The sequence below is a fragment of the Kitasatospora sp. NPDC049258 genome, assembly GCF_040678895.1.
Taxonomy (GTDB): domain Bacteria; phylum Actinomycetota; class Actinomycetes; order Streptomycetales; family Streptomycetaceae; genus Kitasatospora.
Window position 1 is genome coordinate 135,505 of record NZ_JBFAQT010000017.1, and the last position, 20,578, is coordinate 156,082.

The window sequence follows — 20,578 nt, forward strand, 5'->3', positions numbered from 1 at the left end:
GCGAGGGCAGGGTCATGACGGATCAGGAGAACACTCCGCCGGCGGTCTGGGATCCGACCGCGCGCGGCGGCGCGGGCGGCTGGGTGCGCCGCAAGGCGGAGCCCGGCGCGCCCGCGGCCGGCGGGCCGGCCGGCTTCCCCGGCGCTCAGGGCTTCGCCACCGGTGCCCAGGGCTTCGACGACAACCAGCCGACCACGATGCTGCCGCCGGTGCCGGGTGGCCCGCCGGACGGGTCACCGTTCCGCTCCCCCGCACCGCCCGGCTTCCCGCCGGGGCCGCCGCAGCCGTTCACCCCTCAGCCCTTCCCGCCGCAGCCCGCCGCCTTCCCCGGCGCCGGCCCCGGACAGCCGCCGTTCCCGGCCTTCGACCAGCCCCAGCACCCGTCGTACCCGTCCGTGGGCGACTACCCGGAGCCCGAGGAGGCGGCGCCGCGCCGCGGCCGTACCCCGATGTTCATCGCCCTCGGCGGGGTGCTTCTGGTGGTGATCGGCGTCGGGGTGACCTGGGCGGTCCGCAACAGCGGCACCGGCTCGGACGCGGCCGGCTCGCCGCCCGGTGCCACCCAGCAGCCCCCGCCGGCGGCCGGCACCGGCACAGCCGCCCCGGCGGGCTCCGCCCCGGCCGCGGCCTCGCCGTCGGCCTCGCCCGGCGCGGGCGGCGCCGGGCCGAACGCGGCGGCCCAGGCCAAGGCACTGGACGCGCTGCTGGGCCAGGCCGAGACCGCCCGCGCGGGGATCGGCAGCTCGGTGGCCAAGGTGCGCAGTTGCCCCGCCACGCCGGACATCGACAGCGCGGTCGCGGTCTTCGACAGCGGGGCCAAGCAGCGCGACCAGCTGATCGCCGCCCTGGCCCGGCTGGACCTCGGCGACCTGCCCGGTGGCGCCGACCTGGCGAAGACGCTGAACACCGCCTGGCAGCAGTCCGGGGACATCGACCGGGCGTACGCGGCCTGGGGCCGGACGGTGAGCAGCCAGGGGTGCGTGAACGGCACCGCGCCGGGCACGGCAGACTACAAGCGGGCCGGCGACCTCAATCCGCAGGCCACCCAGTCGAAGAACGAATTCGCCGGAAAGTGGAAGCCGATCGCCGAGGCCTACGGCCTGACCCCTCGCACCGCGGACAGGATCTGAACCACCCGTGACCCGCCCCACCAGCTCACCCCAGCCCCCGGAGCCCGCCTCCGAGCCCCCCGCCCACCGCCCGCGCCGCGGCCGTACGATCCTGCTCTGCTGCGCGGCGCTGTCGGTCTGCCTGGGCGGCTGGCTGGGCTGGCAGGCCCTCGCGGACAGCCCGTCGAGCTCCTCGGCCGGGGCCGGCGAGGGCCATCTCGCGGGTGCGACCGGCCTCCCGGCGGAGCCGGGTGAGGGATCCGGCTCGGCCTCGACGCCCGCCGCCTCCTCGACCACGGCCTCGGCCCCCGCCTCGCCGGCCGGATCTCCGGGTGGCCCGCCGAGCGCCGCTTCGGTGCCGGGTGCGGCTCCGCTGGCCGGCCGGACGGTCCTGCTCGACCCGGGCCACAACAGCGGGAACGGCGCGCACACCACCGAGATCAACCGCCAGGTGGACATCGGCAACGCGCACAAGGAGTGCGACACCACCGGCACCTCGACCAACAAGGGCTACAGCGAGGCCGAGTACACCCTGGACGTGGTCCACCGGGCCCGGCAGATCCTGCAGGACCGCGGCGCCCGGGTGGTGCTCACCCAGGACGGCGACCGTGCCTGGGGGCCCTGCATCGACGAGCGCGCCGGCATCGGCAACGACGCGAAGGCCGATGTCGCCCTCTCGGTGCACGGCGACGGCGCGCCCGCCGGCGCCAGTGGCTTCCACGTGATCATGCCCGGCCGGGTCACCGCCGGGAAGGCCGACACCTCGGCGATCGTCGACCCCTCGCACCGGCTCGGTCTGCTGCTGCGGGACGCCTTCAAGGCGGCGACCGGCGAGCCGTACGCCGACTACATCGGCAAGCAGGGCCTGGACACCCGCACCGACCTGGGCGGACTCAACCTCTCCAAGGTCCCGAAGGTGTTCATCGAGTGCGGCAACATGCGAAACTCGGGCGACGCCGGACGGATGACCGACCCGCAGTGGCGCCAGCAGGCCGCCCAGGGCATCGCGGACGCCCTGACGGGGTACCTGACCACCTCCTGACGCGGCCCGTTTTGCCACGACTGCACCGTATTCCGGAGGGTGCTGTGCGCGTCGCGGAGGCTTGGCCCTAGGCTTTTACCCCGATCGGGTAGTCCGGCCCGTCCGGTCGGCCCAGCTCCACCCGCCGTCCACGACACACCAACGAGGGGAACGTTAGTGAATCTGCGCGCTCTCACCAGGGGAGACGCCGCCGTCGCAGGTGCGGCCGTCCTGCTCTTCGTCTTCTCCTTCCTCCCCTTCTACGAGGCCAACACCTCCGTGGGCGGACCGTGCGAGTCGAGTTGCTCGTACAACGTCTGGCACAGCGGCTTCCTGTCCATCCTGGCGACGGTCTTCCTGACCGGCCTGGCCGCTGCCGCCCTGATCCTGCTGGCCCGCTTCCAGGGCGAGGCCGCGGAGACCCGGCTGGTCGCCGGGCTGAAGCTCCGCCAGTGGGGCCTCGCGCTCTCGGTCTTCGCCGCCTGGGGCGGGCTGTGGGCCCTGTTCACCAACGGCGGCGGGTACCTCGCGGCCGCCGACAAGACCCGGGGCCTGGACCCGGCCGACCTGGTCGACCACTCCTTCGGCGCCTGGCTGTCCGTGCTCGCCGTGCTCGTGCTGGCCGGCGCCGCCGTCGCCACCCCGCTGGTGCCGGCCCTGCAGGCGCCGCTGCTGACCGACAAGCCGGCCGCCCCGCCGCAGCAGCAGGGCTACGCGCCGTACGCCCCGGGGCAGCCCGTCCAGGGCGGTCAGGGCGGCCAGTACGCCCCCCAGCCCGGTCAGGTCGGCCAGCCCGGTCAGGCCGGCCAGTACGGCTACCCGGGCACCCCGGTCGGCCAGGGCGACCCGGTGGCGGCCCAGGCCGCCGGCTACGCGGCCGCCCCGCCGGCCGGCAGCTACGGCTACCCGGCCGCCACCCAGCCGCAGGACCAGGTGCCGGCGCAGGTGCCGGCCCCGGAGGCCGCCGCGGCGTCGTTCACCCCGTTCTGGTTCGCCGTCCCGGCGGTCCGCCCGCTGGCCCCGCGGGACAACCCGGCCGGCCCGTCGGTCGGCGAGCTGGTCCCGGGCACCTGGTACCTGGCCGTCGAGCAGCGCGGCAGCGCCCTGGTCGCCCAGCTCCAGGACGGCACCCACGGCCTGCTCTCCGACACCACCGGCATCCAGCGCGGCTGACCCCCGCGCGCGCCGACGCCGAAGGGGCGGTACCCGGTCGAACCGGGTACCGCCCCTTCGGCGTCGCGCCGTCGTTCAGCAGCAGTCGTTGACCACCAGACCGCTCGGCAGCTGCTCGCCGCCGAAGACCGCCACCGTGGCGTGGTCGCCGCCGAGCGCGGCGACGGCCAGCAGCAGGGCGCCGGCGGTCCAGGTGGTGCGCTCCTCGGGCCACAGGGCGTCGTCCTCGAAGACGTAGCCGGTCCAGTAGGAGCCGTCGGTGTGGCGCAGGTGCTGGATCCAGCGCAGGATCTCCACCGCCCGGTCGGACTGGCCGCAGGCCCACAGCGCGAGCGCGAGCTCGGCGCTCTCGCCACCGGTGACCCAGGGGCGGTCGCTGACGCAGCGCACGCCCAGCCCCGGGACGACGAACCGGTCCCAGTCCCGGTCGATCCGCTCGGTGGCGGCGGCGCCGCGCAGCGCGGTGCCGAGCACCGGGTAGTACCAGTCCATCGAGTAGCGGTCCTTGTCGAGGAACCGCTCCGGGTGGTGGGCGATCGCGTGCCGCAGCCGCCCGGCCGCCAACTCCCAGTCGGGCTGGGGCTCTTCGAGGTAGTCGGCGACGGCCAGGCCGCACCGCAGGGCGTGCAGGATGCTGGAGGAGCCGGTGAGCAGCGCCTCCTCGACGGCGGCGCCGTCCTCGTCCAGCCGCCAGGCGATCGGGCCGCCCGGCAGCCGCAGGCCCACGGTGAAGTCGAGGGCGCGGCGCACGGTCGGCCACAGCCACTCCAGGAAGGCGTCGTCGCCGGTGCTCAGGTGGTGGTGCCAGGCGCCGACCGCTATGTACGCGCAGAAGTTGGTCTCCTTCGACGCGTTGGTCACCTCGCCGTCGGTGTAGCCGGCGTACCAGGAGCCGTCGGGGTTCTGCCGCGCGGCGAGCCAGCGGTAGGCGGCCTCGGCGGCGGCGTGCTCGCCCGCCGTGTCGAGGGCCATCGCGGCCTCGGTGTGGTCCCAAGGGTCGAGGTGGCCGCCGGTGAACCACGGGATGGCGCCGTCGGGCCGCTGGTCGGCCAGGATGGAGCGGACGGTGGCGGCGGCGCCGGCGGCGTCCAGCACCCCGTCCAGCAGCAGCACCTCGGGGACGGCGGCGGTCACTTGCCCGCCCGGTGCGGCTTGGAGGCGTAGACCACGAAGCTCTTGCCGATCACCGGGTTGAGCGCCTTCTCGGCGGCCTTGGTGAGCGTGCTGATCACCGGGGTGCCGACGATGTCCCAGACCAGCAGCTGGTGGTAGGCCTTGACCGGCAGCGCCTTGTCGTTGTTGACGCCGACCGCGCACTTGATCCACCAGTACGGCGAGTGCAGCGCGTGCGCGTGGTGGCTGCCGTACGGGGTGAGGCCGGCCTCGCGGACCTTCTCCACCAGCTCGTCGCCCTTGTAGATCCGGATGTGGCCGCCCTCGACCTCGTGGTACTCGTCGGAGAGCGCCCAGCAGATCTTCTCCGGCAGCCAGCGCGGCACCGTCACGGCCAGCAGGCCACCGGGCTTGAGCACCCGGACCATCTCGGCCAGCACGCCCTTGTCGTCCGGGATGTGCTCCATCACCTCGGAGATGATCACCCGGTCGAAGGAGTCGTCCTCGAACGGCAGCGCCAGCGCGTCACCCTCCATCGCCACGGCACAGGCTCCGGCCGGAGCCTCGCCCGCCAGCTCCATGGCGGTGAACCACTTGCGGACCTCGGCGATCTCCTCGCTGTTCTGATCCAGCGCGACCACGTCGGCGCCGCGCCGGTAGGCCTCGAACGCGTGCCGGCCGCCGCCGCACCCCAGATCGAGCACCCGGTCGCCCGGGGCGAGCGGAAAGCGGGAGAAATCGACGGTCAGCACTGCGGGGCTCCCATTCGTTGCTGCGGTACCGCAAAGGAACAGACGTGGACGGCGGGGTCAGACGTAGCGCCAGCCGGCCCCGGCGCGGGCCCGGCGGCCGGCCCCGGTGGCGACGGCCGCCCGGTAGCGTTCGGCGGTCAGCTCGGCGGCCCGCTCCCAGCTGAAGCCCGCCAGCACCCGGGCCCGGCCGGCCGCGCCGAGCGCGGTGCGCAGCGCGGGGTCGTCCAGCAGCCGGCCGAGCGCCTCGGCGAGCGCGCCGGCGTCGCCGGGCGGCACGGCCAGGCAGGTCTCGCCGTCCGGGCCGGCCACCTCGGGGATGGCCCCGCCGGTGGTCGCGACCAGCGGCGTCGCGGTGGCCATCGCCTCGGCGGCGGGCAGCGAGAAGCCCTCGTACAGGGAAGGCACGCAGGCCACCTCGGCGGAGCGGTACAGGTCGACCAGCTCCTGGTCGGTCAGGCCGGTGCGGAACTCGATGTGCGGCTCCAGGCCGAACCGCCGGACCGCCTCGGCCACCGGGCCGTCCTCGGTGCGCCGCTTGCCGACCACCACCAGGTGGGCGTCGCGCTCGGTGCGGAGCTTGGCCAGCGCCTCGACCAGGTAGACCAGGCCCTTGAGCGGGACGTCGGCGCTGGAGGTGGTGACGATCCGTCCGGGGACCACCTCGACGGTGTCGGACGGCGACCAGAGCCGGGTGTCGGCGCCGATCGGCACCACCGAGATCGCGCCGGGCGCGGCTCCCAGGTGCTCGGCGATCTCGGCCTTGGAGCTGGCGGAGACGGTGATGATGTGGTCCAGCCGCGCGGCCACCCGGCGCTGCATCCGGGTGAAGGAGTACCAGCGGCGCAGCGAGAGCCGGCGCAGCCGGGTGGTGGCGGCGTCCAGCTCCAACTGCCGGTCCACGGTGACCGGGTGGTGCACGGTGGTGACCAGCGGGAAGCCGTGCCGGGCCAGGCCGAGCAGGCCGTAGCCGAGGGTCTGGTTGTCGTGCACCACGTCGTAGCGGCCCTTGTGCCGGGCCAGGTACTGCCGGGCCCGCAGCGAGAAGGTGAGCGGCTCGGGGAAGCCGCCGGTGCGCATCCCGGCCACCTCCAGCACGTCGATCGCGCCGCGGTACTCGGCGAGCGCGGGGGTGCGGAAGGGGTCGTCGGAGCGGTAGAGGTCGAGGCTGGGCAGCTCCACCAGCCGGACCGTGCCGGGGCCCTCGACCTCGTCCAGCACCGGGTAGGGCTGGGCACCGATCACGTCCACGTGGTGGCCGAGGCGGGCGAGCTCGCGGGACAGGTGCCGGACGTAGACGCCCTGGCCCCCGCAGAACGGGTCACCGCGATAGGACAGCAGGGCGATCCGCAGCGGTCGCGGCAGCGCGGTCATCCTGGCCCCTTATCCCTACTCACCGCGGTGGGCACGGCCGGTAAAGTAGATCACGTTTCATGGTGGTGTGGAGCTCGCTGTTGAGCGGGTGAACAACGAGAGACCTCGAAGATACCGGCCCGTAGCTTCCCGTTCTGAGCCAGGGCAGGTGATTCACGCCACGCTGAGACCCGACATCGGAACCAGTCGCCCGGGGGCTTCCATGACCACCACCACGGCGGCCGGCGGGCTGCTCTCCCCACGCCAGGCCGAGCGGCGCCGCGGCATCCTGCGGGCCTCCACCACGCTGGCCGCCCGGGGCGGCTACGAGGCGGTGCAGATGCGGGAGGTCGCCGAGAGCGCGCAGGTGGCGCTGGGCACGCTGTACCGCTACTTCCCGTCCAAGGTCCACCTGCTGGTGGCGGTGATGCAGGAGCAGCTGGGTGGCCTGCACGAGCAGGTCCGCCGCCGCCCGCCGGCCGGCGACGGCCCGGCCGCCCGGGTGGCGGAGGCACTCACCACGGCCTTCCAGGCGTTGCAGCGCGAGCCGCGGCTGGCCGAGGCGATGGTGCGGGCGCTGTCCTTCGCCGACCGCTCGGTCAGCCACGAGGTGGACGAGGTGTCCCGGCTGACGGCGGCGATCGTGCTGGCCGCGGCCGCGCTGCCGGGCCCGCCGACGCCCGACCAGCAGGCGGCGCTGCGGGTGATCGGGCACACCTGGCACGCCACGCTGCTGGCCTGGCTGTCCGGCCGCTCCTCGCTGGCCGAGGTGCGGGCCGACCTGCACACGGCGGCCCGGCTGCTGACGGCGGAGAGCCGCTGACGGCGACGGTGGCCGTGACCGGGCGCCGGGGCCGGGCGCGGTGCCCGGGCGCCGGGGCCGGGCGCCGGGGCCGGGCGCGCTAGGCCGTCCGGTGGAGGTGCAGGACCCGGGCCGGCCGGCCGATCCCGGCCCGTACCGCTGAGGCACCGTCGGCTGATCCACCGTCCGGCCGGCGGGTGAGAGCGGCCCCACCTTCGGGGCGCCACGGCCGCACCGGGCGGGGAAGCGGCTGGCCAGGCGGTTAGAGTCAGGGGCCGACAGCTTCACCTGCCACCCCGTCCGGGGCGGCCGGCGAGGCTCCGGCACCGACCCGCAACCGCGTCCCGCCACCGCGGCGGGAGGTCGGACCGCCGGGGCGAGGCGAGCGGCCCGCCCGGGTTCCGGTCCGGCCCCGTCGAGGTCTACGGGCGGCCCGATGCGGGCCGCTGCCACCGCTCATCGAAAGGCACCACCCCTCATGCTGACCGCTGCCCGCCCGGTCGCCGCCGCCGTGGCCGGCCTGCTGCTGGCCGGCGTCTGTGCGACGCCGGCCCTGGCCGACACCCCGCCCGCCTCGCCCGCCCCGGTGGCCGTGCCCACCGGGCTGTACGGCAAGGGCGACCCGACCTACGACGGCGTCTGGCGCCAGTCGCTGGCCGTGCTCGCGCTGGCCGCCGAGGAGGTCGTCCCGGCCGAGTCCGCGGTCGGCTGGCTGACCGGCCAGCAGTGCGCGGACGGCGGCTGGCCCTCGTTCCGGGCCGACACCGCGACCCCCTGCGACCCGGCGACCGAGGACAGCAACGCCACCGCCGTCGCCGTCCAGGCGCTGGTGCAGCTGGGCGGGCACCAGGACGCCGCCGGCAAGGGCGTGCAGTGGCTGAAGGACCATCAGAACGCCGACGGCTCCTGGGCGTACAACCCCGGTGCGCCGGGTGACGCCAACTCGACCGGGCTGGCCGTCAACGCGCTGGTCGCCACCGGCGCCGACCCGGCGGGCGTGGCGAAGTCCGGCAAGAGCGCCTACGACGGCCTGGCCGCCTTCCAGCTGGGCTGCGCCGCGGCCGCCGACCAGCGCGGCGCGTTCGCCTACCAGCCCGGCCCGGACGGCGCGCTGGCCGCCAACACGCTGGCCTCCGCGCAGGCCGCGCTGGCGGCGGCGGGCGGCCGGCTGCCGGTGGCCGCCGGCAGCGGCACCGGCCCGTCGCCCAAGCCTTTGGACTGCCCGGCCGGCTCCACCGCGGCCACCGTGCCGCACGCGGACGCGGCCGAGGCCGTCTCGACCTACCTGTCCGCGCAGCTGACGGCCGGTGGCGGGCACCTGGTGCAGAGCACCCCCGGCGCCACCCCCGGCCCCGACTTCACCGCCACCTCCTGGGCGGTGCTCGGCCTGGTCCGCGCCGGCCACCCGGAGCAGGCCGCCCCGGCGGCCCAGTGGCTGCGCGACAACGGCTACCCCTGGGCCGCCCAGGGCAAGGACGGCACGGACGCCGCGGCCGCCGCGACCCTGCTGCTGATGGCCCGCGCGGCCGCGCTCGACCCGTACAACTTCGCCGGGCACAACCTGGTCCAGCTGCTGATCGACGCTGGACCGGCCCCGGTCTCCGTCCCGGCCGCCACCAAGGCCCCCGCGACCGTCGTCCCGGACGCCGACACCGGCATCTCGACCGGCTGGCTGATCGGTGTCGGCCTGCTGATCGGCATCGGCGGCGGCCTGCTGCTCAGCCTGAGCCGCCGGCGCGGCGCCCGCCGGCTGGGCCCGCACCACGTTCCGGAGCAGCCGGAGCCGGCGGCGGAGCACCCGGCAGCGCACCGGCCTGCGGCTGTGGCCGAGGCGAAGCCCGCGGCCGAGGCAGCGACCGAGGCGAAGCCCGCGGCTGAGGCAACCCCCGACGCGAAGCCCGCGGCCTCCGACGCGGACACCCGCCCGGGCGGCGACGCGGGCGGCGACGCGGACGGCGGCACGGACAGCGCGGCGGGCCCGGGCGAGGGCAAGGGCGACGAGCCCAAGTGACCCCGGCTCCGCGCGGGAGGGCGGCGCGGCGCGCCGTCCTCCCGGCCTTGCTCCCGGCCCTGCTGCTGGCCCTGTTGCCGGCCGTCCTGATCGGCACCGCCGCCGGCCCCGCCGAGGCGGCCGGCTACCGGTACTGGTCGTTCTGGAAGTGGTCCGGCGATGCCTGGACCTACCAGCAGCAGGGCCCGGTCGGCTACCTCCCGCCGGACGGCGGCGTCGACGGCTGGCGGTTCGCCGACAGCCCGGACGGCGGCCGCGCGGCCGCCCGCCCCGGCGCCCCGGGCGACTTCGCCACGATCTGCGCGGGCACCCCCGCCGCGGCCGGGCGCAAACGGGTCGGCGTGGTGCTGGACTTCGGCACCGCCGCCGACGCCCCGCCCGGCGCGCTCGCCACCGGCGAGCTGCCGCCCGCCCCCCGTACCGCCTGCGCCTCGGTGCCGCCCGGCGCCAGCTCCGCCGAGGTGGTGGCCGCCGTCGCCCCGCCGCTGCGCTACGACTCCGCCGGCCTGCTCTGCGCCATCGCGGGCTACCCCCGGGCCGGCTGCGGCGAGCCGGTCGCGGGCGGTTCCCGGCCCGCGCACGACGGCGGCCCGTCGGTCGGCCTGATCGCCGGCGCGGCCGCGGTGCTGCTGCTCGGCGCGGGCGCCGTGTGGCAGGCCCGCCGCCGGCGCCACTGACCCCCACAGGACCTCACCTCCGTGCCCCGTACCGCAAAATCTGGAACCCGTTCCACCTTCGGGCCGCGCCAGCTGCACCCCGGCGCCTGGTGGCTCTGGGCGCTCGGCCTGGCCGCCGCGGCCTCCCGGACCACCAACCCGCTGCTGCTCCTGCTGATCGTCGGCGTCGCGGGGTACGTGGTCGCCGCCCGGCGGAGCGACGCGCCCTGGTCCCGCTCGTACGGGGCCTTCCTCAAGCTCGGCCTGCTGGTGCTCGCCGTCCGGATGGTCTTCGCGGTGCTGCTCGGCTCGCCCGTCCCCGGCAGCCACGTGCTCTTCACCCTGCCCCAACTGCCGCTGCCCGACTGGGCCCGGGGCGTGCGGATCGGCGGGGCGGTGACCCTGGAGGGCCTGCTCTTCGCCTTCTACGACGGCCTCAAGCTGGCCACCCTGCTGATCTGCGTCGGCGCCGCGAACTCGCTGGCCTCCCCCTCCCGGCTGCTGCGCGGCCTGCCCGGCGCGCTGTACGAGGCCGGGGTGGCCGTGGTGGTCGCGATGACCTTCGCCCCGAACCTGGTCGCCGACGTCCAGCGGCTGCGCTCCGCCCGCCGGCTGCGCGGGCGCAGCGACCGGGGGGTGGTCGCGGTGCTCAGCGTCGGCCTGCCGGTGCTGGAGGGTGCGCTCGAACGCTCCGTCAGCCTGGCCGCCTCGATGGACACCCGCGGCTTCGGCCGGACCGCCGCGGTGACCCGCCGGATCTCCCGGGCCACCGCCGCGCTCACCCTGCTCGGCCTGCTCGGGGTCTGCTCCGCCTGCTACGGGCTGCTCGCCCCCGGCGGCGCGCCCTGGGCGTTCCCGGTGCTGCTGCTCGGCCTCGCGGTGACCGGCGCGGGCCTGGCGCTCGGCAGCCGCCGGGCCGTACGCACCCGCTACCGCCCGGACCCGTGGGCGGTGCCGGAGTGGCTGGTCAGCGGCTCGGGCCTGGCCGTCGGCGGGCTGACGATCTGGTTCTCCGGACGCTACCCGGAGGCCTTCGCCCCGTCCGTGGTGCCACCGGCCGCCCCGACCCTGCCGCTGCTGCCGGCCGCCGCCGTCCTGCTCGGCCTGCTGCCCTCCGTCGTCGCCCCCGAACCGCCCCGGAGCACCCAGTGATCACCTTCGACCAGGTCCGCGTCCAGTACGCCGAGGCCGCCGAACCCACCCTGCGCGGGCTCGACCTGACCATCCCCGAGGGCGAACTGTGCCTGCTGGTCGGCCCGTCCGGCTCCGGCAAGTCCACCCTGCTGGGCACCGTCAGCGGCCTCGTCCCGCACTTCACCGGCGGTGAGCTGACCGGCCGGGTCACCGTGGACGGCCGGGACACCAGGGACCACCGGCCGCGCGAGCTCGCCGACCTGGTCGGCACGGTGGGGCAGGACCCGCTCGCACACTTCGTCACCGACACGGTCGAGGACGAACTCGCCTACGGCATGGAGTCGTTGGGGCTGGCCCCGGAGGTGATGCGACGCCGGGTCGAGGAGACCCTGGACCTGCTGGGCCTGGCCGAGCTGCGCGGACGCGCCCTGCGCTCGCTCTCCGGCGGCCAGCAGCAGCGGGTGGCGATCGGCTCGGTGCTCACCGTCCACCCCAAGGTGCTGGTGCTGGACGAGCCGACCTCCGCGCTCGACCCCGGCGCGGCCGAGGAGGTGCTGGCCGTGCTGCAACGGCTGGTGCACGACCTCGGCACCACCGTGCTGCTGGCCGAGCACCGGCTGGAGCGGGTGGTCCAGTACGCCGACCGGGTGCTGCTGCTGCCCGGCCGGGGCGAGCCGCCGGTGCTCGGCGAGCCGGCCGAGGTGATGGCCCACTCCCCCGTCCACCCGCCGGTGGTGGCGCTCGGCCGGGCAGCCGGCTGGTCGCCGCTGCCGCTGTCCGTCCGCGACGCCCGCCGCAAAGCCGGCCCGCTGCGCACCCGGCTGGCGGGGCACGCCCCCGCCGCCGGGCCGCCCGCGAGCGGCGCACCGGTGGCCGAGGTACGGCGGCTGGCCGTCCGGCGCGGGCCGGTGCCGGCGCTGCGCGGGGTGGACCTGGTGCTGCGGCCCGGCGAGATCACCGCCCTGATGGGGCGCAACGGGGCCGGCAAGTCCACCCTGCTGGGCGCGCTGGTCGGCCTGCACCGGCCGAGCTCGGGCACCGTGCGGGTCGGCGGTCTGGAGCCGCACCGCAGCAGGCCCAAGGAGTTGATCCAGCGGGTCGGCCTGGTCCCGCAGGACCCTCGCGACCTGCTGTTCGGCGAGAGCGTGCACACCGAGTGCGGCGCCGCCGACCAGGACGCCGGCGCCGAGCCGGGCAGTTGCCGGGCCCTGGTCGCGCGCCTGCTGCCGGGCATCGACGACACCCTGCACCCGCGCGACCTCTCCGAGGGCCAGCGGCTCACCCTCGCCCTGGCCGTGGTGCTCACCGCACGGCCGCCGCTGATCCTGCTGGACGAACCGACCCGCGGCCTGGACTACGCCGCCAAGGGGCGACTGGTCGAGGTGGTGCGCGAACTCGCCACGGCGGGCCACGCGGTGCTGCTCGCCACCCATGACGTCGAGCTGGCGGCCGAACTGGCCCACCGCACGTTGGTGCTGGCCGAGGGCGAGGTGGTGGCGGACGGGCCGACCCCCGACGTGGTGCTCTCCTCACCGGCCTTCGCCCCGCAGGTCGCCAAGATCCTCAATCTGCCGGGCCTGCTGACGGTCGATCAGGTGACCAGGGCGCTGGAGCAGACCTCATGACCGGCAGCTCGCTCAACCGCCCCGTCCCGCTCGGGCGCAGGTCGCTCGCCGTACTGGGGCTGGTCTCCGCGGTCGGCCTGGCCGGTTTCGGCTGGCCGCTGCTGGCCGCCACCGACTCCACGCTGGTCGGCCACTCCACCGACGCGCCCTGGCTGTTCGCGCTGCTGATGCCCCTGCTGCTCGGAGTGGTGCTGGCGCAGATCGCCGAAGGGCGGGAGGCCGGCGGCGGGCCCGGGCTGGAGGCCAAGTCGGTGGCCCTGCTCGGGGTGCTCGCCGCCGCCGGGGCCGCGCTGCGGCCGCTCGGTGCGGGCACCGCCGGGCTGGAGCCGATGTTCTTCCTGATGGTGCTGGCCGGGCGGGCGCTCGGACCGGGCTTCGGGTTCGTGCTCGGCGCCGTCACCCTGTTCGCCTCCGCGCTGCTCACCGGCGGGGTTGGGCCCTGGCTGCCGTTCCAGATGCTCGCGATGGGCTGGGTCAGCCTCGGCGCGGGCCTGCTGCCCGGCGCCGCCACCCTGCGCGGCCGCGCCGAACTCACCATGCTGGCCTGCTACGGAGCCGTCTCGGCGATCGCGTACGGCACCGTGATGAACCTCCAGGGCTGGCCCTACATCTCCGGCCTCGGCAGTTCGATCTCCTTCGTCCCCGGCGACCCGGTCGGCGAGAACCTGGTGCGCTTCGCGGTGTACTGCCTGACCACCTCGCTCGGCTGGGACCTGCCGCGCGCCGCGCTCACCGCCGTGCTCTGCCTCACCGTCGGCGGCCCGGTGCTACGGGCCCTGCGCCGGGCCACCCGCCGCGCCGCCTTCGCCACCCCGGCCACCTTCCGGGACGGCTGACGGCCGGCGGGCGCACCGCGGCCGCCGGAGCGTCAGGCCTTGGGGCCGGCCGACTGGACCACCTCGAAGGACCACAGCGTCGAGTCGGCGGCGGCCGGACGCTTGGGCGCCTCACCCTCGGCGGCCGGCGGACCCTGCCGGTGCGCGGCCTGCATCGGGCCCTCCATCCACGCCTTGAAGTGCTCCTCGCTGGCCCACCGGGTGTACACCAGGTACTGCTCGGTCCCCTCCACCGGCCGCAGCAGCTCGAACCACTCGAAGCCGTCCGAGTTCTCCACCGCCCCGGCCCGCGCGGCGAACCGCTGCTCCAGCGTCTCCCGCATCTCCGCCGGGACCGTCAGCACATTGATCTTCACGATGCTCATGCCCCCATCCTGCCGCACCCCGCCACCGCCCCGGGCGCAGTCTCGCCGCCAAAACCGGATGCCGTCGGACCGCTCGGCGTGGCAGCCTCGCCGGGTACGCCCGATCGAGGAGCCGTAGGAGAGAGTCGATGTCCGATCCGAGCACCCATCAGGTGGCCGCGCTGTTCTCGCACGGGCGGCTGACCGCGATCCCGCGCAAGGTGGCGCGCCGGGAGCAGTTGCTCAGCCATCTCGCCGAGACGTTGTTCGTGGCCGGCCGGGAGTACACCGAGGCCGAGGTCAACGAGGCGCTGCGGACGGTGCACGAGGACTGCTCGGCGCTGCGCCGCTACCTGGTCGAGGGCGGCCGGCTCACCCGGCGGCGGGACGGCAGCGGCTACCGCCGGGCGGAGCCGGCCGAGGTCGGCTGAGCGGTCAGGCCCGGCCGGTACGCCCCACCAGCACAAGCGCCCACGCCAGGCAGCCGAGCGCGGCGGCACCGGCCAGCGCCCGGAGCACGTTCCAGCGGACCCAGACCTGCTCGAACTCGGCCCGCAGCGTGGCGAGATCGGCCGCCCCCGCCGCATCACCGCCCGCCGCCAACCGGTTGTTCAGCGGCACGTTGACCGCCATCGTGACGACCAGCAGCGCCAGTTGGAGCGCGCCCGCCGCGACGATCCAGCCCAGCGCCGCCCCACCGCCCGAGCGGTACTGGAGCACCGCGGCGAGCACGATCAGCAGGATCGCGCCGCCGAAGGAGAGGGCGAACCAGCCGTTCAGGATCGCCACGTTGATCCGCTGCATCGCCTCGACGAAGGTCCGGTCGGAGGACCGGGCCAGGCCCGGCATCACCGAGCAGGCGTACCCGTAGAAGAGGCCGGCGCCCAGGCCGGTCGCCAGCGTGGCGGCGACCAGCGTCGCCGTTCGAAATACCGTCATGCCCGCCAGTCAACCGCCGCCGCCGGGCGGCGGCCATGGTCGAGCCGCTCGGCCGCATACGCGGGCGTCCAGTGCCGCGGCACTAGGCTGGCGGCATGGACGCACTCGCCGGGCTGCTGGCCGGCCCCCGGGCGCAGGGTGCCTTCCTGCTCCGGTCGGTGTTCGACCCGCCGTGGTCGGTCCGGATCCAGGACGAGGCACCGCTGACCGTGCTGGCGCCGGTGCGCGGCGAGGTCTGGGTGACGCCCGACGAGGGCCCCGCCGCCGTGCTGCGCCCCGGCGACCTGGCCATCGCCCGCGGCCCGCAGCCGTACACCGTCGCCGACCGGCCCGACCGGCCGCCGCAGGTGGTGATCCACCCCGGGCAGCGCTCGACCACCCCGGAGGGCGCCGAGCTGTGCGCGGAGATGGACCTCGGCGTCCGCGCCTGGGGCGACGGCCCCGGCGGCTCGACCGTGCTGCTGAGCGGGACGTACCAGCTGCGCGGCGAGGTGAGCGGGCGGCTGCTGCGTGCCCTGCCGGTGCTGCTGGTGCTGCCCGGCGAGGAGTGGACCTCACCGCTGGTGCCGCTGCTCGACGAGGAGATCGGCCGCCAGGGCCCGGGCCAGGAGGTGGTGCTCGACCGGCTGCTCGACCTGCTGCTCAGCTCCGCGCTGCGCGCCTGGTTCGCCCGCCCCGAGGCGCGGGCCCCCGGCTGGTACCGGGCCCAGGGCGACCCGGTGCTGGGACGGGCGCTGGAGCTGCTGCACACCGACCCGGCCGCGCCCTGGACGGTCGCCCGGCTCGCCGGCGCCGCCGGGGTGTCCCGGGCCGCGCTGGCCCGCCGGTTCACCGAGTCGGTGGGCGAACCACCGATGGCCTACCTGACCGGGCTGCGCCTGGCGCTGGCCGCCGACCTGCTGCGCGAGCCGGACGCCACCCTCGCCGCGGTGGCCCGCCAGGTCGGGTACGGCAGCGCGTTCGCGCTGAGCGCGGCCTTCAAGCGGGTCAACGGCGTCAGCCCGCAGCAGTTCCGCGGGGCCTGACGCCCAGCCGACGGGCGCCGTTCGGCGCGCCACGATCGGACAGCGGACGCACCACGGCCGGCCAGCGGACGGACCGCGAACGGACACCCGATCAGCACCGATCGTTCACAACGTTCGTATCGCCATCAAACAGGACAATGCCCTGCGGAGCGGGCGCACCTCCCTGTCCTCGCCCAGCAACCTCCTGCATAATCAGGGCCGTTCGATTCCAGACCCGAGGAGGACCGGCCCATGCCGGCTGAGCACTGCCCGCTGTGCGGCGCGCCCCGGACCGCGGGCGGTTGTGCGTGCCAGTCCTCCATACCCTCGTCCTTCGACGAGACCGTGGTGATGCCCCACGTCGAAGGCCCGCCGCTGGTCCGGCCGTACGTGCCGGCCGCGGTCGGCTACGAGCCGTCGGCCACGCCGGACCCGTTCGCCACCGCGCTGATGCCGCAGGCCCCGGCCGCGCCCCGGCCACCGTCCCGGCCGCAGTACCCGCCACAGTCCCCGACGCAGCCGACGCAGGAACAGCCCTACCACCAGCCCGACCAGCAGCCCTACCACCAGCCCGACCTCGGTTCGTTCAGCGTCCGCGAGCACGTCGCCTCCGCGCCCCTGCCGGAGCAGCGCCGGTCCGCCGCCGCCCGCCGCCGGGCCGCCGTGGTCGGCGCGGGGCTCGGCATCGTGGCCCTGGGCGCCGGGCTGGCCCTCGCCCTCGCCCCGTCCGACAAGGCGAAGGCACCGGACCAGGCGCTGCCGGTGCCGACCTCCGCCGCCCCCGACCAGGCCTCCCCCGACCCCGGCCCGAGTGCCTCGCCGAGCGCATCGCCCAGCACCAAGCCCTCCCCCTCGCCCAGCGCGTCCAGGAGCGCCAGCAAGGCCGCGAGCTCGGCCCCGGCCTCCAGCGCCGCGCCGAGCCCCAGCCCGAGCCCGTCGGCCGCCAGCTCGGCCCCTGCCTCCAGTGCCGCGCCCAGCCCGAGCCAGTCCGCCCCCCGCGCCACGCTGCAGCAGGGCGACAAGGGCGCGGACGTCAGCGCCATGCAGCAGCGGCTGGCCGACGTCCTGTACTGGGCCTACGACGACTCGCTGGTCACCGGCACCTTCGACAGCCGCACCAAGCAGGCGGTCAACTACTTCCAGAACGTCTACGGCCAGAGCATCCCGTCCAACGAGCGGGGCAAGTACGGCCCGGTCACCCGCAGCCAGTTGGAGGCGATGGGCTGACCGGCCCGCCGGTCGGCCCACCACCGCCCGACGGTCAGCCGATCACTGCCCGGACCAGGCTGACGGCGCCCATCAGCAGCATCACGGACGCCGCCACCCGGATGATCACCCGCATCGGCACGTGCTTGAGCAGCTTCTGCCCACCGAGGATCGCCACCCCGCTGACGGCGCAGAGCGCCAGCCAGGCACCGAGGCCCACCGAGAGGGGATCGGCGTACTTGGCGGCCAGGTTGGCGGTCATGATCTGGGTCAGGTCACCGAACTCGGCGACCGCGACCACCACGAAGCTGGCGCCGGCCACCTTCCAGAAGCTGCCGGAGGACGGCTCCTTGGCCGCCTTGCCGTCGTCCTCCTCCTCCTTGTGCCACAGCAGCATCGCCGCCCCGGCCAGGAAGAGCAGTCCGGTGACGCCCTCCACCCAGCGCTGCGGGAGCAGCGCCAGCAGGCTGCCCGCCGCGAGGGCGAGCCCGACCTGGAGGGCGAAAGCGGCGGCGATGCCGGCGAAGACGTAGCTCGCGCGGTACTTGGTGCCCAGCACCAGGCTCGCCAGCGCGGTCTTGTCGGGGAGTTCGGCGAGGAAGATGATGCCGAAGGTCAGGGCGGCGATGGTCAGGCTCATCGGAGTGTCGGTCGTCTCTCGGTCGGGCTGCCCGGCCGGGAGCTCCGCGAGGGACGCTTCGGCCCGACAGCACTGGAATGATCACAGCACTGCGGCCGAAGGTCTCGCCAACACCCCGAGAAGCGGGTGTCCCGGGCGCCGGGCCCGCGAGCGGGCCAGTATGTCGACGTTCCGGTGGAGGGCTACTCCCCTTCAACAAGCGACAACCCTACCCCACGCCGCCGGCCGGGCCCGGGGCCACCAGCCCCCGGCCGACCAGCTCCAGCACGGCCACCACCGCGACGGCCTCCACCAGCAGCAGCGCCACCAGCACGAACAGCTGCACCGCACCGGCCTGCACCGGCGTCGCCCCACCCAGCAGCATCCCGACGAAGGCTCCGGGCAGGGTGACCAGGCCCACCGTCCTGGTCTGGTCGAGGGCCGGCACCAGCGAGGTCGCGGCGGCGGTCCGGCAGATCTCCAGCCGGGCGTCGCGGTCCTCGAAACCGAGCGCCAGCGCGGCCTCCACCTCGCCGTGCCGGGTGCGCAGCTCGTCCAGCGCCCGCCGGCCGGCCAGCGAGGTGGCACTCAGCGCGCCGCCGATCAGGATGCCGGCCACCGGGATCAGCGAGAGGCCCTGCCGGGGCAGCAGCCCGGTGCCCAGCAGCAGCGCGAGCACCGGCAGCACCCCGGCGCAGATCGGCACGGCGGCCCAGGGCCAGTCCGGGCCGGCGGTGATCCGCCGCCCCGCGGTGCGCACCGCGACCGCGAGCATCAGCAGCACGAAGGCGGCCGAGGTCCACAGCGAGCCCACCACCCAGGCGATCACCAGGGCCACGGCGGCGAGCTGGAGCGCCGCGCGCAGGCCGGCCCGCAGCACCGCCCGGCCGTGGCCGAGGCGTCCCCAGCCGGCCACCGCCACCGCCCCGGCCAGCAGCAGCGCGCAGACCACCCCGAGCAGCGGGGTGACCGGCAGGAGCTGGGTCGGGGCGGCCACCGGTCAGATCCAGCTGGTGAACCACATGCGGTCCCGCCAGTCGTTCATCGGGATCAGCTCCGCGGTGTACAGCGGGTAGAAGTAGGCGAAGCAGATCATGACCGCCAGCACGATCGCCCCGGCCCCGGCGGCGCCCCAGCGGCGCCGGGCGGGCGAGCAGCCGGCCGGGCCGAGCAGCGCCCCGAGCATCTGCGCGACGGCCAGGCACAGGAACGGCACCAGCAGCACCATGTAGAACGAGAACGTGGTGCGCTGCTGGTACTGGAACCAGGGCAGGTAGATCGCGGCGACCGCGGCCAGCACGGCGCCGGAGCGCCAGTCCCGGCGGAAGAACCAGCGCCACAGCGCGTAGGCCAGCGCGAAGCAGGCCGTCCACCACAGCACCGGGGTGCCGATGCCGAGGATCTGGCTGGCGCAGCCCTCGGGGGCGGTGCAGCCGCCCTGGCCCTGCGCGGGCTGCTGCCAGTACATCGAGACCGGACGGCCCTGGACCAGCCAGCTCCACGGGTTGGACTGGTAGCTGTGCGGGTCGGACAGGCCGGTGTTGAAGTCGTACATCTGCGCGTGGTAGTGCCACAGGCTGCGCAGCGGCGCGGGCACCCAGCCCATCGGGACCTGCGGCAGCGGGATGTCGACCACCGGGGTGCGGGGCATCGACAGGCCGGCCCGGCCGTCGGCCCAGTGCCGGTCGAAGCCGCCGCCGGTGGCGAGCCAGCCGGACCAGCTGGCCAGGTACACCACCAGCGCGGCGCCGACCGTGGACAGCACACCGGGCAGCGCGTCCCGGCGCAGCATCGAGCGCCAGGGGCGGCGCGCACCGGCGCCGCGCCGGCCGGCCTGGTCCCAGAGCAGGACGAGGACGGTGAACACGGCCACCAGGTAGATCCCGTTCCACTTGACCGCGCAGGTGCAGCCGAGCAGCACGCCGGTGGCCAGCCGCCAGGGGCGCGCGCCGAGCCGGACCCGGTCGCCGGCCAGGCCGCCCTCGGCGCGGGCCGCGCGCAGCAGGTCCCTGGTCCGGTCGCGGTCCACCAGCAGGCAGCCGAAGGCGCCGAGCACGAAGAACATCTGCACACCGTCGAGCAGCCCGACCCGGCTCATCACGAACTGCAGGCCGTCCACCGACATCAGCAGCGCGGCGGTGCAGCCGAGCAGGGTGGATCGGAACAGCCGGCGCCCGATCCGGGCCAGCATCAGCACGGTGAGCGTGCCGAGCAGCGCGACCATCACCCGCCAGCCGAAGGGGTGCAGGCCGAAGACCCACTCACCGAGCGAGATCACCCACTTGCCCAGCGGCGGGTGCGCCACGAACTCCGGGTCCGCGGCGAGCGGGATGTGCTGCGGCACGCCGAGGATCTGGTCGTTGGCCTCCTTGGGCCAGGTGCCCTCGTACCCCTGCCGGAGCAGCGACCAGGCGTCCTTGGGGTAGTACGTCTCGTCGAAGACGAAGGCGTTGGGGTAGCCCAGGCGCCAGAATCTGAGCAGCCCGGCGAAGAGCGCCACCGCGATCGGGCCGAGCCAGCCGGAGTGCTCCCGCACCCACCGGGGCAGCCCGCGCGGGGCGGGGGCGGGGGTGTCGGCCGGGGCCGGGGTCTCGGTGACTGCCGCGTACGCCATGACCTCGCCGGTTCGATCGGTGGATCCCGCCGACGGGCAGCCGGCCGGACCTGACACTGTGTCGCGCTTTCCCGGAATCCTAGCCCGCCGGCCGCCGGGGGCCCGGTGATCCGACTCCCGCACGGCGGCCCGGGGGAGAATCGATTTCGCATTGGCGGCCGGGTGCCGTAAGGTCGGGTTCACCGACGCGGGGTGGAGCAGCTCGGTAGCTCGCTGGGCTCATAACCCAGAGGTCGCAGGTTCAAATCCTGTCCCCGCTACTCAGTAGCA

20 protein-coding genes and 1 tRNA gene are annotated in these 20,578 nt (G+C 75.5%); 13 read left to right on the plus strand and 8 right to left on the minus strand.

What is annotated here, in order from left to right; translation table 11 throughout:
• Window positions 1-14: 14 nt before the first annotated feature.
• The 3 genes from AB0K43_RS17345 (at window position 15) to AB0K43_RS17355 (ending at window position 3,303) form a co-directional block, all read left to right on the plus strand.
• Complete coding sequence (locus AB0K43_RS17345) at window positions 15-1,130, plus strand: hypothetical protein (protein WP_363640499.1); 1,116 nt, start codon at window positions 15-17, stop codon at window positions 1,128-1,130.
• 7 nt (window positions 1,131-1,137) lie between these two features.
• A complete protein-coding gene (locus tag AB0K43_RS17350; RefSeq protein ID WP_363640501.1) occupies window positions 1,138-2,151 on the plus strand; it encodes an N-acetylmuramoyl-L-alanine amidase in 1,014 nt (337 codons plus the stop codon).
• Between the two features lie 156 nt (window positions 2,152-2,307).
• Entirely contained in the window at window positions 2,308-3,303 is a 996-nt protein-coding gene (locus tag AB0K43_RS17355; protein WP_363640503.1) for a hypothetical protein, read from the plus strand.
• A 75-nt stretch (window positions 3,304-3,378) separates the two neighbouring features.
• Here AB0K43_RS17355 and AB0K43_RS17360 read toward each other — a convergent pair whose 3' ends face one another.
• Genes AB0K43_RS17360 through AB0K43_RS17370 form a run of 3 tightly spaced genes read right to left on the minus strand, consistent with a single transcriptional unit; the run spans window position 3,379 to window position 6,539 of the window.
• A complete protein-coding gene (locus AB0K43_RS17360) occupies window positions 3,379-4,437 on the minus strand; it encodes a prenyltransferase (protein ID WP_363640505.1) in 1,059 nt (352 codons plus the stop codon).
• Window positions 4,434-5,168, minus strand: a complete 735-nt coding sequence (locus AB0K43_RS17365; protein WP_363640507.1) for a class I SAM-dependent methyltransferase — start codon at window positions 5,166-5,168, stop codon at window positions 4,434-4,436. Before AB0K43_RS17365 ends, AB0K43_RS17360 begins: the two co-directional genes overlap by 4 nt.
• A 57-nt stretch (window positions 5,169-5,225) precedes the next feature.
• Complete coding sequence (locus tag AB0K43_RS17370) at window positions 5,226-6,539, minus strand: glycosyltransferase family 4 protein (protein WP_363640509.1); 1,314 nt, start codon at window positions 6,537-6,539, stop codon at window positions 5,226-5,228.
• Window positions 6,540-6,741: 202 nt separating this feature from the next.
• Between AB0K43_RS17370 and AB0K43_RS17375 the strand changes: the two genes are divergently transcribed.
• The 6 genes from AB0K43_RS17375 (at window position 6,742) to AB0K43_RS17400 (ending at window position 13,582) form a co-directional block, all read left to right on the plus strand.
• The gene (locus AB0K43_RS17375) at window positions 6,742-7,341 is read left to right on the plus strand and encodes a TetR family transcriptional regulator (RefSeq protein WP_363640511.1); all 600 of its coding nucleotides are present in this window, start codon (window positions 6,742-6,744) and stop codon (window positions 7,339-7,341) included.
• Window positions 7,342-7,798: 457 nt separating this feature from the next.
• On the plus strand, window positions 7,799-9,331 hold the full coding sequence (locus AB0K43_RS17380) for a prenyltransferase/squalene oxidase repeat-containing protein (RefSeq protein WP_363640513.1): 1,533 nt from the start codon (window positions 7,799-7,801) through the stop codon (window positions 9,329-9,331).
• Window positions 9,332-9,378: 47 nt separating this feature from the next.
• On the plus strand, window positions 9,379-10,008 hold the full coding sequence (locus tag AB0K43_RS17385; protein WP_363640515.1) for an SCO2322 family protein: 630 nt from the start codon (window positions 9,379-9,381) through the stop codon (window positions 10,006-10,008).
• A gap of 21 nt (window positions 10,009-10,029) precedes the next feature.
• Window positions 10,030-11,139: an energy-coupling factor transporter transmembrane component T gene (locus tag AB0K43_RS17390; RefSeq protein WP_363640517.1), complete on the plus strand. Its 1,110-nt coding sequence runs from the start codon at window positions 10,030-10,032 to the stop codon at window positions 11,137-11,139.
• Complete coding sequence (locus AB0K43_RS17395; protein WP_363640519.1) at window positions 11,136-12,746, plus strand: ATP-binding cassette domain-containing protein; 1,611 nt, start codon at window positions 11,136-11,138, stop codon at window positions 12,744-12,746. Before AB0K43_RS17390 ends, AB0K43_RS17395 begins: the two co-directional genes overlap by 4 nt.
• A complete protein-coding gene (locus AB0K43_RS17400; RefSeq protein WP_363640521.1) occupies window positions 12,743-13,582 on the plus strand; it encodes an ECF transporter S component in 840 nt (279 codons plus the stop codon). The genes AB0K43_RS17395 and AB0K43_RS17400 overlap by 4 nt, the downstream gene beginning before the upstream one ends.
• A gap of 32 nt (window positions 13,583-13,614) precedes the next feature.
• Here the strand turns inward: AB0K43_RS17400 and AB0K43_RS17405 are convergent, their stop codons facing one another.
• A complete protein-coding gene (locus tag AB0K43_RS17405; RefSeq protein WP_363640523.1) occupies window positions 13,615-13,947 on the minus strand; it encodes an antibiotic biosynthesis monooxygenase in 333 nt (110 codons plus the stop codon).
• Window positions 13,948-14,075: 128 nt separating this feature from the next.
• Here AB0K43_RS17405 and AB0K43_RS17410 point away from each other — a divergent pair, with 128 nt between their 5' ends.
• Window positions 14,076-14,357 (plus strand): DUF2087 domain-containing protein, encoded by a 282-nt coding sequence (locus AB0K43_RS17410; RefSeq protein WP_363640525.1) that lies wholly within the window; start codon window positions 14,076-14,078, stop codon window positions 14,355-14,357.
• A 4-nt stretch (window positions 14,358-14,361) separates the two neighbouring features.
• On the opposite strand, the gene AB0K43_RS17415 is transcribed toward AB0K43_RS17410, so the two are convergent.
• On the minus strand, window positions 14,362-14,865 hold the full coding sequence (locus AB0K43_RS17415) for an anthrone oxygenase family protein (RefSeq protein ID WP_363640527.1): 504 nt from the start codon (window positions 14,863-14,865) through the stop codon (window positions 14,362-14,364).
• Between the two features lie 95 nt (window positions 14,866-14,960).
• Between AB0K43_RS17415 and AB0K43_RS17420 the strand changes: the two genes are divergently transcribed.
• Together AB0K43_RS17420 and AB0K43_RS17425 are read left to right on the plus strand one after the other, a co-directional pair.
• Window positions 14,961-15,890: an AraC family transcriptional regulator gene (locus AB0K43_RS17420; protein ID WP_363640529.1), complete on the plus strand. Its 930-nt coding sequence runs from the start codon at window positions 14,961-14,963 to the stop codon at window positions 15,888-15,890.
• Between the two features lie 231 nt (window positions 15,891-16,121).
• A complete protein-coding gene (locus AB0K43_RS17425; protein WP_363640531.1) occupies window positions 16,122-17,096 on the plus strand; it encodes a peptidoglycan-binding domain-containing protein in 975 nt (324 codons plus the stop codon).
• A 34-nt stretch (window positions 17,097-17,130) separates the two neighbouring features.
• On the opposite strand, the gene AB0K43_RS17430 is transcribed toward AB0K43_RS17425, so the two are convergent.
• From AB0K43_RS17430 to AB0K43_RS17440, 3 genes are all read right to left on the minus strand, one after another.
• Window positions 17,131-17,715 (minus strand): TMEM165/GDT1 family protein, encoded by a 585-nt coding sequence (locus AB0K43_RS17430; RefSeq protein WP_363640533.1) that lies wholly within the window; start codon window positions 17,713-17,715, stop codon window positions 17,131-17,133.
• A 208-nt stretch (window positions 17,716-17,923) separates the two neighbouring features.
• Window positions 17,924-18,691 (minus strand): ABC transporter permease, encoded by a 768-nt coding sequence (locus AB0K43_RS17435; protein ID WP_363640535.1) that lies wholly within the window; start codon window positions 18,689-18,691, stop codon window positions 17,924-17,926.
• Window positions 18,692-18,694: 3 nt separating this feature from the next.
• Window positions 18,695-20,308 (minus strand): phospholipid carrier-dependent glycosyltransferase, encoded by a 1,614-nt coding sequence (locus tag AB0K43_RS17440; RefSeq protein ID WP_363640537.1) that lies wholly within the window; start codon window positions 20,306-20,308, stop codon window positions 18,695-18,697.
• A gap of 186 nt (window positions 20,309-20,494) precedes the next feature.
• Here AB0K43_RS17440 and AB0K43_RS17445 point away from each other — a divergent pair.
• Window positions 20,495-20,568, plus strand: a tRNA-Met gene (locus tag AB0K43_RS17445).
• Window positions 20,569-20,578: the final 10 nt, after the last annotated feature.

What these genes read in the sequence shown, in the direction of transcription:
- AB0K43_RS17440 (WP_363640537.1), bottom strand. Translation starts at nt 20,308, where the DNA reads ATGGCGTACGCGGCAGTCACCGAGACCCCGGCCCCGGCCGACACCCCC.
- AB0K43_RS17405 (WP_363640523.1), bottom strand. Translation starts at nt 13,947, where the DNA reads ATGAGCATCGTGAAGATCAATGTGCTGACGGTCCCGGCGGAGATGCGG.
- AB0K43_RS17415 (WP_363640527.1), bottom strand. Translation starts at nt 14,865, where the DNA reads ATGACGGTATTTCGAACGGCGACGCTGGTCGCCGCCACGCTGGCGACC.
- AB0K43_RS17410 (WP_363640525.1), top strand. Translation starts at nt 14,076, where the DNA reads ATGTCCGATCCGAGCACCCATCAGGTGGCCGCGCTGTTCTCGCACGGG.
- AB0K43_RS17425 (WP_363640531.1), top strand. Translation starts at nt 16,122, where the DNA reads ATGCCGGCTGAGCACTGCCCGCTGTGCGGCGCGCCCCGGACCGCGGGC.
- AB0K43_RS17420 (WP_363640529.1), top strand. Translation starts at nt 14,961, where the DNA reads ATGGACGCACTCGCCGGGCTGCTGGCCGGCCCCCGGGCGCAGGGTGCC.
- AB0K43_RS17400 (WP_363640521.1), top strand. Translation starts at nt 12,743, where the DNA reads ATGACCGGCAGCTCGCTCAACCGCCCCGTCCCGCTCGGGCGCAGGTCG.
- AB0K43_RS17375 (WP_363640511.1), top strand. Translation starts at nt 6,742, where the DNA reads ATGACCACCACCACGGCGGCCGGCGGGCTGCTCTCCCCACGCCAGGCC.
- AB0K43_RS17380 (WP_363640513.1), top strand. Translation starts at nt 7,799, where the DNA reads ATGCTGACCGCTGCCCGCCCGGTCGCCGCCGCCGTGGCCGGCCTGCTG.
- AB0K43_RS17370 (WP_363640509.1), bottom strand. Translation starts at nt 6,539, where the DNA reads ATGACCGCGCTGCCGCGACCGCTGCGGATCGCCCTGCTGTCCTATCGC.
- AB0K43_RS17345 (WP_363640499.1), top strand. Translation starts at nt 15, where the DNA reads ATGACGGATCAGGAGAACACTCCGCCGGCGGTCTGGGATCCGACCGCG.
- AB0K43_RS17430 (WP_363640533.1), bottom strand. Translation starts at nt 17,715, where the DNA reads ATGAGCCTGACCATCGCCGCCCTGACCTTCGGCATCATCTTCCTCGCC.